We start from the raw sequence: 14,192 nt of genomic DNA, 5'->3' as shown, positions 1-14,192 counted from the left end.
GACACCATCGAACCCTCGACATCAAGCCCCGAGAGACCCTTGGACCGCGCCACCACCACACGCGCCGCGTCCTCCAGCGACAGCATCCCCGCCACCGTCGCCGCAGCCACCTCACCCTGCGAGTGACCCACCACGGCATCCGGCGCCACACCGGCCGCCTCCCACACCGCAGCCAGCGACACCATCACCGCCCACAACACCGGCTGCACCACATCAGCCGTCCCCAGCCCCGGAACACCCTCAGCCCCTTCGAGGACAGCACTCAGACTCCACGGCACCAACCCGGACAGCGCCGCCTCACACTCCGCCAACCGCGCCGCGAACACCGGGCTCGACCCGGCCAGCTCACGACCCATCCCCACCCACTGCGCACCCTGACCCGCGAACACGAACACCGTCCGCCCACCAGAACGCGCCACCCCCGACACCACACAGCCACTGGCCACACCCCCGGCCAGGCAGTCCAGTCCCGCCTTCAGCTCTCCGTGGTCGGCGCCGAGCACCACCGCGCGGTGTTCGAACGCCGAGCGGGTCGTCGCCAGCGACCACCCCACAGCGGCGATGTCGGCCTCGGGCCGGGCCGCCGTCCACTCCCACAGTCGGCTCGCCTGTCCCGCCAGCGCCACGGAGGAACGGCCGGACACGGGCCACACGCCGAGCCCGTCGGCCTCGACGACCGCGAGGGCGGGCACCTCAGCCTCAGCCTCCGGCTCGGTGTCGGCGAGTTCCGAAGGCTCGTCGTAATCGTCATCGCCGTCGACCGGCTCGTTCGCGGTCTCGTCCCCGGTGGGGGCCTCTTCCAGGATGACGTGCACGTTCGTGCCGCTCATGCCGAACGCCGACAGACCGCCTCGGCGTACGCGCTCCCCGGCGGGCCACGGCCGGGCATCGGCCAGGAGGCGTACGTCGCCCGCCGCCCAGTCGACTTGCTCGGTCGGCTGCTCGACGTGCAGGGTGCGCGGCATCTGCTCGTGCCGGAGGGCGAGGACCATCTTGATGAGGCCGGCCATGCCGGCGGCCTGCTGCGCGTGCCCGATGTTGGACTTGATCGAGCCGAGCCACAGCGGGCGGTCCTCGGGGCGTTCCTGGCCGTAGGTCGCGATCAGGGCCTGGGCCTCGATCGGGTCGCCAAGCGGGGTGCCGGTGCCGTGTGCCTCGACGACGTCGACGTCGCTGAGGGAGAGGCGGGCGTCGGCGAGGGCGGCGCGGATGACGCGCTGCTGGGAGGGGCCGTTGGGGGCGGTGAGGCCGTTGGAGGCGCCGTCCTGGTTGACCGCGGAGCCGCGTACGACCGCGAGGATCCGGTGGCCGTTGCGGCGGGCGTCGGAGAGGCGCTCGATGACGACGACGCCGGCGCCCTCGGCGACGCCCATGCCGTCGGCGTCGGTGCTGAAGGACTTGCAGCGTCCGTCGGGTGACAGGCCGAGGGCGGAGTTGAAGTCGGTGAACAGCACGGGGGTGGCGGCCACGAAGGCGCCGCCGACGAGGGCCATGGAGCACTCGCCCTTGTTCAGTGCCCGTGCGGCGAGGTGGAGCGCCACCAGGGAGGAGGAGCAGGCCGTGTCGACGGTGACGGCGGGGCCTTCGAGGCCGAGGGTGTAGGAGATGCGGCCGGACAGGATGCTGGTCGCGTTGCCGGTCATGACGTGGCCGTCGTGCTCGCCCTGCTTGCCGTTCATCCAGCCGTAGCCGGACGCGGAGGCGCCGGCGAAGACGCCGGTCGCGGAGCCGCGCAGCGAGGTCGGGTCGATCCCGGCCTGCTCCAGCGCCTCCCAGGCGACCTCCATGAGCAGTCGCTGCTGGGGGTCCATCGACAGGGCTTCGCGCGGGCTGATCCCGAAGAACCCGGCGTCGAAGTCGGTCGCGTCGTAGACGAAGCCGCCCGCGTGCACCTTGGCGGCGCTCGCGTCCGTGTCCGCCGGGTCACCGACGTCCCAGCCTCGGTTGCGCGGCAGGCCGGTGATCGCATCGGATCCGCCGGCCAGCAGTTCCCACAGTCCCTCGGGGCTCCGCACGCCGTCGGGGAACCGGCAGCCCATGCCGACGACGGCGATGGGTTCGTTGCCGGCCGCCTCCACCTCTTGGAGGCGCTGGCGTGTCTTGTGCAGGTTGGCTGTCACCCGCTTGAGGAAGTACCGGAGCTTGTCCTCACTGCTCACTTGAGTCCCCTAGGCACGAAGTCGTGGACGGAAAGGTCGTGGACGGACAGTCCGTCAGAAGATGCCGAGTTCCTTGCCGATGAAGTCGAAGACCTCGTCGTCGGTGGACGATTCGAGCTTCTCCGCGACCCCTGGGCCCGCGCTCCTGTCACGGCTTTCCTTCCATTTCGACAGCACGACTTCGAGCCGGGCCGTGATCTGAGCGGCGTCCTCGTCGGCGGTGATCCCGCCGAGCAGGTTTTCCACGGTGTCGAGTGCGGTGAGCACCGGTCGTGCCGGGCTCACCTCGTTCGCCTGGCACGACCACATGTAGGCGGCGAGCGCGGCGGGGGTCGGGTAGTCGAAGAGCAGCGTGCTCGGCAGTCGCAGGCCGGTGGCCGCGGTCAGCCGGTCGCGCAGTTCCACCGCCGTGAGGGAGTCGGCTCCGAGGTCGCTGAAGGACCGGTCGGCCTCCACCGCCTCGCTGTTCGCGTGTCCGAGGACGGCGGCGGCCTCGGCCCGTACGAGGTCGGTCAGGAGCCGGTCCTGTTCGGCGCGGGTGAGGCCGGCCAGCCGTGCGGCGAGGGCGTCGCCCGCCGTGGAGTCGGTGGGGGCGTCGTCGTCGAGCGCGGCCAGGGCGGCCACGACCTCGGGCAGGCTCTCGATGAGCGGGCTGGCCCGGCGCACGGTGAAGGGGGGTGCGAACCGGTCCCAGTCGACGTCGGCGACGGTCACCAGGCTGTCGCCGGAGTCGAGCACCTGGGCCAGGGCGTGCACGGCCCGGTCGGGTTCGAGCAGGCTGAGGCCCCGGCGCTCCATCTGGGCGGCGTCCTCCTGGTCGGTCATGCCGCCGCCGCCCCACGGGCCCCAGGCCACCGAGGTGGCGGGCAGGTTCCGGGAGAGCCGGTTCTCCGCCAGCGCGTCGAGGTAGGCGTTGGCCGCCGCGTAGCCGGCCTGGAGGCCACTGCCCCAGGTGGCGGAGATGGACGAGAAGAGGACGAACGCCTCCAGGTCCAGGTCTGCGGTCAGCTCGTCCAGCAGAGCGGCGCCGACGGCCTTGGCCGTCATGACGGAGGCCAGTTCGGGTACCGAGGTCTCGTCGATGGCGGTGCCCTGCGGGACGCCGGCCGCGTGCATGACGGCGGTCAGCGGCGGGCCGTCGGAGCCGATCCGCTCGATCACGCCGGTCAGTTCGGCGCGGTCGCCCGCGTCGGCGGCCACGATCTGTACGGCTGAGCCGGACTCGGCCAGTTCCGCCGCGAGGGCGGCCACTCCGTACGCGCCGGGTCCGGAGCGGCTGGTCAGCAGCAGGCGCGGCGCGTCTCGGTCGGCGAGCCAGCGGGCGACGTGGCCGGCGATCGCGCCGGTGCCGCCGGTGATCAGCGTGGTGCCGGTCGGCGTCCACGGCTGTGCCGGGCGGGGGTCGGCGGCGCGGGTGAGGCGGCGACCGTGGATCCCGGAGGGGCGGATCGCCGTCTGGTCCTCGCCGCAGCCGGCGAGCACCGAGCGCAGGAGGTTCCGGGCGCGCTGGTCAAAGTCGGCCGGGAGGTCGATCAGGCCGCCGCCCTGGTCCGGGTGTTCCAGAGCGGACACCCGGGTGAGGCCCCAGACCGCCGCCTGCGTCGGGCTGGCCGGTGCCTCGCCGGGTTCGGCGGCGACCGCGCCTCGGGTGAGGACCCACAGGGGGGCGTGCACTGCGAGGGCGATCAGCGACTGCATGAGGGTCTGGGTGCCGGCCAGGCCGCCCGTGACCGTCGGGTGCTCGGGCTGCGGCGTCTCGTCGAGGGCGAGCAGCGAGACCACCCCGGACAGCCCGGCCTCCGGGATGAACGGGCGGATCCCCTCGGCCATGCGCGGCTGGTCGGCCGTCTCCTCGACCTCCACGACCAGGATCTCGGCGCCTGCATCGGTCACCACCGCCGCGCAGGACGAGGTGAGTTCGTCCTCGGTCGCGCCGGTCGGGACCACGAGCAGCCAGGTGCCGGACAGAGTGCCGGGCTCGGGGTCGGCGACGGGCGTCCAGGACACCTGGTAACGCCAGTTCGCGGTCGTCGCCCGGTCCTGCTCACGCCGCCGCCAGGCCGCCAGCGCCGGCAGGACCTCAAAGAGGTGCTCCCGATCCACGGCGAGGGTGTCGGCGAGGTCGGCCAGGTCGTGTTCCTCGACGACCTCCCAGAAGCGCGCCTCAGTGTCCGCACCGGCCGCCTGGTTCCCGGCCTCCGACGGGAGGGCGAGGGTGCCCTCGGGCCAGAAGTGCCGGTGCTGGAAGGAGTAGGTCGGCAGGGCGACGGGGCTCGCGGCCGGCAGGACGGCCGTCCAGTCGACGTTCGCACCCTGGACGAAGGCCCGCGCCAGGCCGGTCACGAAGCCGGTCACACCCACGTCCGTACGGCGCTGGAGCGGTACGAACACGGCATCCTCGACGCCGACTTGGGCTACGGCGTCGGCGCCGAGCGCCGAGAGCGAGCCGTCCGGGCCCACCTCGATGAACAAGTTGATGCCCTGCGCCGCCAGCGTGGCCAGCGCGTCGGCGAAGCGGACGGCCTGACGGGTCTGCGCGGGCCAGTAACCCGGCTCGCACTCCGTGACCAGCTCGCCCGTCAGGGCGCCCGCCCACAGCACGCACGAACGGCGATGCTCCAACTCCAAAGCTATGCGGTTGAGTTCATCGATCGCCGGGTCCATGGCCGGGGAGTGGAAGGCGTGCGAGACACGCAACTCCCGCACCCGGCGGCCCTGCTCACGCCAGTACTCCGCGACCTGGGCGACCGCGTCCGCGTCACCCGACACGACTACCGAGTCCGGACCGTTCACCGCCGCGACCGAGACACCACCGGCCAGCGAGGCGGTGACGTCGGCTTCGGACGCGTTGATGGCCGCCATCGCACCGCCCGACGGCAACTCCTGCATCAGCCGCGCACGCGTGGCCACCAGGCGGCAGGCGTCCGGCAGCGTCAGCACACCCGCCACGTACGCGGCGGCGACCTCGCCCACCGAGTGACCCACCACCGCATCAGCAGCCAGCCCACTCGCCGCCAACAGCGCGGCGAGAGCCACCTCGAAGGCGAACAACCCCGTCTGCGCGTAAAGCGTCTGGTTCACCAGGCTCTCGTCAGCGTCCCCGAGGACCACGTCCCGCACACTGACGCCCAACTCCAGCTCCAGCAGCCCCGACACCTGATCGAAGGTCCGCGCGAACAGCGGGCTGCCCTCGTACAGGCCACGCCCCATCCCGAGCCACTGCGACCCCTGGCCCGCGAACACGAGCCCGATCCTGCGGCTGGAACCGGCGACGCCCGACACCACCGCACCCGACGACACCCCAGCCACCAGCGACTCCAGCCCGGCCACCAACTCAGCCCGGTCGGCGCCGACCACCACCGCCCGGTGCTCGAACACCGAACGCGTCGCCGCCAACGACCAGGCCACGTCGGCCGGCTCCAGCTCAGGCCGATCGGCCACCCACTCACGCAACCGACCCGCCTGCGCCGACAGACCGGCGACCGAACGACCCGACACCAGCCAAGCACTGGTACCCGACACCACCGGCTCAACCCCGGCCGCCTCAACAGGCTCGACCGCAGGCGGCTCCTCCAGCAGGACGTGGGCGTTGGTGCCGCTGATACCGAAGGCCGAGACGCCGGCGCGGCGCACGCGGTCGCCCGCCGTCCACGGCTGGGGCCGCTGGAGCAGTTCCACCGCCCCCGAGGCCCAGTCGACGTGCGGGGAGGGCTGGTCGGCGTGCAGGGTGCGCGGCAGTTCGCCGTGGTGCATGGCGAGGACCATCTTGATCACGCCGGCCATGCCTGCGGCGGCCTGCGTGTGGCCCAGGTTCGACTTGACCGAGCCGAGCCACAGGGGCTGCCGGTCCGCGCGCTCCTGGCCGTAGGTGGCCAACAACGCCTGGGCCTCGATCGGGTCGCCGAGCGGGGTGCCGGTGCCGTGTGCCTCCACGGCGTCGATGTCGTCGGGGCGCAGTCCGGCGCTCGCGAGGGCGGCGCGGATGACGCGCTGCTGGGAGGGGCCGTTGGGGGCGGTGAGGCCGTTGGAGGCGCCGTCCTGGTTGATCGCGGAGCCCCGTACGACCGCGAGGACCTGGTGACCGTTGCGCAGGGCGTCGGACAGGCGCTCGACGACGATCATGCCGGAGCCCTCGCCCATGCCCATGCCGTCCGCGTCGGCGGAGAACGCCTTGGAGCGGCCGTCCGAGGCCAGTCCGCGCTGGCGGGCGAAGCCGACCATCTCCCACGGGGTCGCCATCACCGAGACGCCGCCGACCAGCGCCAGCGAGCATTCGCCCGAGCGGAGTGACTGGGCGGCCATGTGCAGGGCCACCAGGGAGGAGGAGCACGCGGTGTCGACGGTGACGGCGGGGCCTTCGAGGCCGAGCGTGTAGGAGACGCGGCCGGACAGGATGCTGGTCGCGTTGCCGGTGATCAGGTGGCCTTCCGCCTGGGCGGAGCCGTCCTGTCCGGCGAGCTGCATGCTGACGGTGGCGTAGTTCGACGAGTAGCCGCCGACGAACACCCCGGTGCGCGAGCCCCGCAGGGACGCCGGGTCGACTCCGGTGGACTCCAGTGCCTCCCAGGACAGTTCGAGCAGCAGGCGCTGCTGCGGGTCCATGGCGAGCGCTTCACGCGGGCTGATCCCGAAGAAGTCGGGGTCGAACTGGGCAGCCTGGTGCAGGAATCCGCCCTCGCGGACGTACACCGTGCCGCTGTGCGCGGGGACGGGGTCGTAGAGGGACTCGATGTCCCAGCCCCGGTTCTGCGGGAAGCCGCTCACCGCGTCGCCGCCTGCGGCGAGGAGCTGCCACAGCTCCTCGGGGCTGTCGATGCCGCCCGGGAAGCGGCAGCTCATGGAGACGATGACGACGGGGTCGTCGGCGTCCGCCAAGGAATCCGGGGTGGCGGGGAGGGCCGGTGCCGCTTGGGCCGCCGCGCCGAGCAGTGACGTCCGCAGGGAGTCGACGAGGGCCAGCGGCGAGGGATGGTCGAACAGGAGGGTGGCGGGCAGGCGCAGGCCGGTCACGCTGGAGATGCGGTTGCGCAGTTCGACGGCGGTCAGCGAGTCGAAGCCCAGCTCGCTGAAGGCGCGGCTCGGTTCCACGTCCGTGGGGCTCGCGTAGCCGAGGACCGAGGCGGCCTCGGTGAGGACGAGAGTCTCCAGCAGGCGGTCCTGTTCGGCGCGGGAGAGGCCGGCGAGGTTGCGGGCGAGGTCGCCCTCGGCGCGGGGGCCGGTGGCGCCGGCGCGGAGGGAGGCGCCGAGTTCCTGGGCGTCGGGCAGGTCGCGCAGGAACGGTACGGCGAGGAGTTCCGCCGCGCCGGGCGCTTCGGCGAGGGCGGGCCAGTCGAGGTCCATCACCGTGAGGACGGTGTCGGTGCCGGACATGGCCTCGCCGAGGGCTTCGACGGCCAGGGCGGGGTCCATGAGGACTTCCCAGCGGTTGCGGCGCAGCCGTTGCCGGGCGGCCTCGCTGGCCTGGGAGACGCCTTCGCCGGACCAGGGTCCCCAGGCGACGGAGAGGGCGGTCAGGCCGCGTGCCCTGCGGTTCTCGGCGAGGGCGTCGAGGTAGGCGTTCGCGGCGGAGTAGTTGGACTGGCCGGCGCCGCCGAAGGTGGAGGCCGCCGAGGAGAACAGGACGAACGCGTCGAGGTCGCTGCCTTCGGTGAGTTCGTCGAGGTGGGCGGCGCCGCCCGCCTTGGCGGCGAGGGCGCGGGAGAGCTGTCCGGTGTCGAGGCCGTCGAGGACGCCGTCGTCGAGGACGCCCGCGGTGTGCAGGACGGTCCGCAGGGCGGGGCCGTCGCTCGCGATGTGGTCGAGCACGGCGGCGAGGTGGGCGCGTTCGGCGCTGTCGCAGGCGACGATCCGGACGTCCGAGCCGACCTCGGCGAGGTTCGCGGCGAGTTGTGCGACGCCGGTGGCGTCGGCTCCGGAGCGGCTGCACAGTACGAGGCGTTCGGCGCCGTGGGCGGCCAGCCAGTGGGCGGCGTGCTTGCCGATCGCGCCGGTGCCGCCGGTGATCAGTACGGTGCCGCGCGGGGTGAACGGCTCCCCGGTGCGGCGCAGCGGGCGGCGGGTGATGCGGCGGCCCATGATGCCGGCCGGGCGGATCGCGGCCTGGTCCTCGTCGCAGCCGGCCAGGACGGCGGCGAGCCTGGTGGCGGTGCGGTCGTCGAGGGTGGCGGGCAGGTCGATCAGGCCGCCCCAGCGGTCGGGCTGTTCGAGGGCGACGACGCGGCCGAGGCCCCACACCTGTGCCTGGACGGGGTTGGTGAGGACGTCGCCGGGGCCGGTGGAGACCGCGCCGGTGGTGAGCATCCACAGCGGGACGGCGAGCCCGGTGTCGGCCATCGCCTGAAGGAGCGTCACCGTGGCGTCGAGGCCCCGGGGCACGGCGGGCGTGCCGGGGACCGGGCGCTCGTCCAGAGCCAGGAAGGAGACCACGCCGGCCGGGGCCGTGAACCGGGCGAGGTCGGCGGCCAACTGTTCGCGGCGGGCGATGCCGGCGGCGACCTCGACGGTCTCGGTGTGGGCGCCGCGTGCGGCCAGGGCGCGCAGGCCGGCGTCGACGAGTGCGGCGGCGGAGTCGGTCAGGTCGGCGGGTACGGCCACGAGCCAGGTGCCGGTGAGGGTGGCGGGGGCGCGGTCGGAGACCGGGGACCAGGTGATGCGGTAGCGCCAGTTCTCGGTGGTCTCCCGCTCCTGCTCGCCCCGTCGCCAGGCGGCGAGGCGCGGCAGTATCTCGCTGAACGCCTGGCGGCCGTCCACCGCGAGGGTGTCCGCGAGCTGCCGCAGGTCGCCGTCCTCGACGGCCGCCCAGAACCGGGCTTCGGCCTTCGTGCCGGCGGCGTCGAGGGCGGGCCGGTCGGTCTCGCCGGCTGCGGGCAGCCAGTAACGCTGGTGCTGGAAGGCGTAGGTGGGCAGGTCGGTGCGCCGGCCGGCGGGCAGGACGCGGTGCCAGTCGACGTAGCCGCCGCCGACGTGGACCTCGGCGAGAGCGGTCAGGAAGCGCAGCGGGCCGCTGTGCTCGCGGTCGAGGGTGCCGGTGACGACGGGGATGCCTACGGTGCCCATGTCCTCGGCGGTCTCGACGATGCCGGTGGTGAGGACCGGCTGCGGGGAGACCTCGATGAACATCTGGTGGCCCGCCTCGGCCAGCGCCCGGACCGCCTCGTCGAAGCGGACCGTGCGGCGGGCGTTGGCGAACCAGTACCCGGGGTCGAGTTCGGTGCCCTGCGTCCAACGGCACTCCACGGTGGAGAACAGCGGGATGCGGCCCTCGGTCGGCCGGATGCCGGCCAGCCGCTCGGTGATCAGGTCGGCCAGGTCGTCGATGCCCGTCGAGTGCGCCACGAAGTCGGTCACCGGGATCGACCAGCGCATCACCCGGCGGCGGGACAGCTCGGCCTCGAACTCGGCCAGGGCGGCGCTCTCGCCGGAGACGACGGTCGCGGCGGGCCCATTGACGGCGGCCACCGCGAGGCTGTCGCCCCAGGGCTCCAGCAGTTCACGGACAGCCGCGGCCGGCATCACCACGGAGAGCATTCCGCCCCCGGTGCCGAGCCCCGACAGCGCCTGGCTGCGGACGGCGACCACCTTGGCGGCGTCGTCCAGCGACAGCATCCCGGCGACCGTCGCCGCCGCGATCTCGCCCTGCGAGTGGCCGACCACCGCGCCCGGCGTCACTCCGGCCGCTTCCCACAGCGCGGCCAGCGAGACCATGACCGCCCACAGCGCGGGCTGCGCCACGTCGGCGCGGTCGAGCGAGGGGGCGTCGTCGGCTCCGGCGATGACCTGGGTGAGGGACCAGTCGACGTGAGGGGCCAGCGCGCGTTCACACTCGGCGAGGCGGGCCGCGAACACCGTTGAGGTGGCGGCCAGTTCCCGGCCCATGCCAGCCCACTGGGCGCCCTGGCCGGGGAAGACGAAGACCGGCCGGTCGATCTCGGGGGCGGCGGTCGTGCCGGTGACCACGCCGGGTGCGCGGTCTCCTGCGGCCACTGCGGTCAGTCCGGTGAGGAGGTCTTCGCGGCCGGTGCCGGTGATGACGGTCCGGTACTCGAACACCGAGCGGGTGACCGCGAGGGACCAGGCGAGGTCGGCCGGGTCGAGGCCGGGGTGGGCGGTGACGTGCGCGGCGAGGCGGGCGGCCTGGTGGCGCACGCTCTCGGCGGTCCGCCCGGAGACGGTCCAGGCGAGGGCGGTCGGGGCGTCCAGCGCCGGGGCTTCGGAGGCGGGCTCAGCGGGGTCCTCTGCGGGCTCCTCCTCGAGGATGACGTGCACGTTCGTGCCGCTGACGCCGAACGAGGAGACACCGGCGCGGCGCGGACGGCCGTCGGTGTCCCACGGGCGGGACTCGGTCAGGAGCCGTATGTCACCGGCCGTCCAGTCCACGTGAGGTGACGCCCCCTCGCCCAGGTGCAGGGATCTGGGGAGAGTCTTGTTGCCCAGCGCGAGGACCATCTTGATCAGGCCGCCGATACCGGCAGCGGCCTGCGCGTGGCCGATGTTGGACTTCACGGAGCCGAGATGGATCGGCCGTCCGTCGGGTCGGCCTTGGCCGTAGGCGGCGATCACCGCCTGCGCCTCGATGGGGTCACCGAGCACCGTCCCGGAGCCGTGCGCCTCGACGACGTCCACGTCGGCGGGCGTGAGCCCCGCGTTGGCGAGCGCGGAGCGGATGACGCGCTGCTGGGAGGGCCCGTTGGGGGCGGTCAGGCCGTTGGAGGCGCCGTCCTGATTCACGGCGGCGCCCCGCACCACGGCGAGCACCGGGTGCCCGTTGCGGCGCGCGTCCGAGAGGCGCTCCAGGACGACCATGCCGGCGCCCTCGGAGATGCCCATGCCGTCGGCGGCGGCGGCGAAGGACTTGGAACGCCCGTCGAGGGCGAGGCCCTTCTGCCGGCTCACCCACACGAACAGGTCGGGGGTCGCGGCGACGAACGCGCCGCCCGCCAGCGCCAGGGAGCTTTCGCCCGAGCGCAGGGACTGGCAGGCCAGGGTGACCGCGACCAGGGCGGAGGAGCAGGCGGTGTCGACGGTCACCGCAGGGCCTTCGAGGCCGAGCGTGTAGGAGACACGGCCGGAGACGACGCTCGTGGTGGTGCCGGTCAGCAGGTGGGCCTCGACGCTGTCGGTGTCCGCACCGATGCCGTACCCGGCGAAGCTCGCGCCGACGAACACCCCGGTCTGCGTGCCGCGCAGCCGTTCCTGAGGGATCCCGGCCCGCTCCAGCGCCTCCCACGACGTCTCCATCAGCAACCGCTGCTGCGGGTCCATGGCGAGGGCTTCACGGGGGCTGATCCCGAAGAACCCGGCGTCGAACTCGGCGGCGTCGTAGACGAACCCGCCCTGGCGCACGTACGCGGTGCCGGTGTGGTCCGGGTCCGGGTCGTACAGGGCGTCCAGATCCCAGCCCCGGTCCTGCGGGAACGCGCCGATCGCGTCCGTGCCTGAGACGATGAGCTGCCACAGCTCCTCGGGGCTGGTGACGCCGCCCGGGAAGCGGCAGGACATGCCGACGATGGCGATCGGGTCGCCGTCGTCGACGACAGCCGCAGTCACAGCGGGGGCGGCGCCGGAGCGCTCCCCGAACAGCTCGGCGCGCAGGTAGCCGGCGAGCAGCGTCGGGTTGGGGTAGTCGAACAGCAGGGTCGCGGGGAGCTTGAGTCCGGTCGCGGCGCCCAGCCGGTTGCGCAGTTCGACGGCGGTCAGCGAGTCGAAGCCCAGGTCGCTGAAGGGGCGGCCCGCGCCCACGGCCTCGGCGGACAGGTAGTCGAGCACGGCGGCGGCCTCGGTGCGCACCAGCAGCGCGAGGGCCTGGTTCTGGTCGGCGGTCGACAGGCCGGTGAGGCGGCGCGCGAGGTCGGTGCCCGTTTCCGGGCCGTCGGGACGCGCGTCGCTGAGGGCCTCGCGGACCTCGGGCAGGTCGCCGATCAGGGGGCTGGGGCGGCGCAGCGTGAACGGCTGTGCGAACCGCGCCCAGTCGATGTCGGCGACCGTGACGAGACCCTCGTCGCCGTCGAGGACGTGCGCGAGCGCCTGGACGGCGGACTCGGGGGACATCAGGCGCAGGCCACGCCGTTCGAGCTGGAGGCCGTTGTCCCCGGAGCTCATCGCACCGCAGCTCCACGGACCCCAGGCGACGCCGGTCGCCGTCTCACCCCGGGCGAGGCGGCGCTCGACGAGCGCGTCGAGGAACGTGTTGGCGGCGGAGAACCCGGGCTGCCTGCCACCGCCCCAGACGGCGGCGACCGAGGAGAACAGCACGAAGGCGTCCAGCTCCTGGCCTGCGGTCAGTTCCTCCAGCCAGGCGGCGGCACCGGCCTTGGTGGCGAGCACCGAGGCGAAGTCGTCGAGGTCGAGGGCGTCGACCGGAGTGGCGTCGATGCTCTCGGCGGTGTGCAGGACGGCGGTGAGCGCACCGGCCCAGGCAACGGCGCCCGCGAGTTCGGCGCGCTGCCCGGTGTCGCAGGCCAGGATGTCCACCTGCGTGCCGAGGGCGGCCAGTTCGGCGGCCAGCGCCCCGAGACCGGGCGCGTCCGGCCCCCTGAAGCCGAGGAGCACGACGCGCGGTGCGCCGCGTTCGGCCAGCCAGCGGGCCACCTGCCCGCCGATCGCGTCGTCGTCGCCGGTGATCAGCGCGGTGCCGCGCGTCGGACGCCAGGCGCCCTCGGTGCCGGACGGGCGGGGCGCGTGGGTGAGTCGGCGGCCCAGCAGACCGGTCGGGCGGACGGCGGCCTGGTCCTCACCGCAGCCGGCCAGCACCGCGACGAGCCTCGCGGCGGCCCGGTCGTCCAGCTCGGCGGGCAGGTCGATCAGCCCGCCCCAGCGGTCGGGGTGCTCCACCGCGACGACCCGCCCGAGTCCCCAGACCTGCGCCTGCGCGGGGCTGCTCGGCGCCTCGCCCGGAGTAGCGGCGACCGCGCCGGACGTGGCCGCCCACAGCGGGGCGTCGATCCCGGCGTCGCCGAGCGCCTGCACCAGGGCCACCGTGGCGGCCAGGCCGACGGGGACGACGGGGTGTGCGGGTAGCGGAGTGTCGTCCAGCGCGAGCAGCGACAGGACGCCGGTGAACTGTGCCTCGGCCTCGGTGAGGATCTCGGCGACTGCGGCCCTGTCCACGGCTTCGGCGGGCACACGGGCCACGACGACCTCGGCGCCTCGCCCGGTCAGCGCGGCGGCGCAGCTCTCGGTGACCTGGTCGTCGGCGAGTGCGGCCGGGACGACGAGCAGCCAGCGCCCGGACAGCATCGCCGAGGACGCCTCGGGGACGGGCGTCCACTCCACGCGGTAGCGCCAGCCGGCCGTGGTCGAGCGGGCCTGGGTGCCTCGGCGCCAGGACGCGAGGGCGGGGAGGAGCGTGTCGAGCTGACGCGGGTCCTCGATCGCGAGGGTGTCGGCGATGGAGGCTAGGTCGCCGGTCTCGACGGCCGCCCAGAAGGCGGCTTCCTCGGGGCTGTACACGCCGTCGCCGTCCGCTGCGGGGGCGGCGGGCTCAAGCCAGTAGCGCTCGTGCTGGAAGGCGTAGGTGGGCAGTTCGATGATCCGCGCGGACGGCAGGATCGTCTTCCAGTCGACGGGGAGGCCGCCTGCGTGGGCCTGGGCGAGCGAGGTGACCACTCGGGTCGCACCGCCGTTGTCGCGCTCCAGGGTGCCGACGGCCAGGACGCCCGGGATGCCCGCGTCCTCGGCGGTCTCCGCGACCGGTCCGGTCAGGACCGGGTGCGTGGAGACCTCGACGAACGCGTTGAAGCCGTCGCCCAGCAGCAGGCGGGTGGCCTGCTCGAAGCGGACCATGCTGCGCAGGTTCGCGTACCAGTAGGAAGCGTCCAGCTCCTCGCCGCTGACCCACTCGCCGGTCACAGTCGAGACCATCGGCACCCGGCCCGCGACCGGGGTGATCCCGGCCAGCTCCGAGGCGAGCACATCCTCCAACGACTCCACCGCAGCCGAGTGCGCCACGAAATCCGTCTCCGGAACCCGCCACCGCAGCACATGCCGCGACGCCAACTCCCGCTCGAACTCCGACAACGCACCCGGCTCACCCGA

2 protein-coding genes are annotated in these 14,192 nt (G+C 73.7%); both read right to left on the bottom strand.

The window, feature by feature from the left end:
* A partial coding sequence (locus tag ACWCV3_RS27995) for a type I polyketide synthase (protein WP_451229855.1) occupies positions 1 to 2,159 on the bottom strand: 2,159 nt, incomplete at its 3' end.
* A gap of 54 nt (positions 2,160 to 2,213) precedes the next feature.
* On the bottom strand, positions 2,214 to 14,192 hold an 11,979-nt coding region (locus tag ACWCV3_RS27990), incomplete at its 5' end, for a type I polyketide synthase (RefSeq protein WP_451229852.1).

It is taken from the genome of Streptomyces sp. NPDC001781, assembly GCF_053596035.1.
The sequence above is the reverse complement of the archived record's forward strand: the minus strand, read 5'-3'. Positions and strand labels throughout refer to the sequence as shown.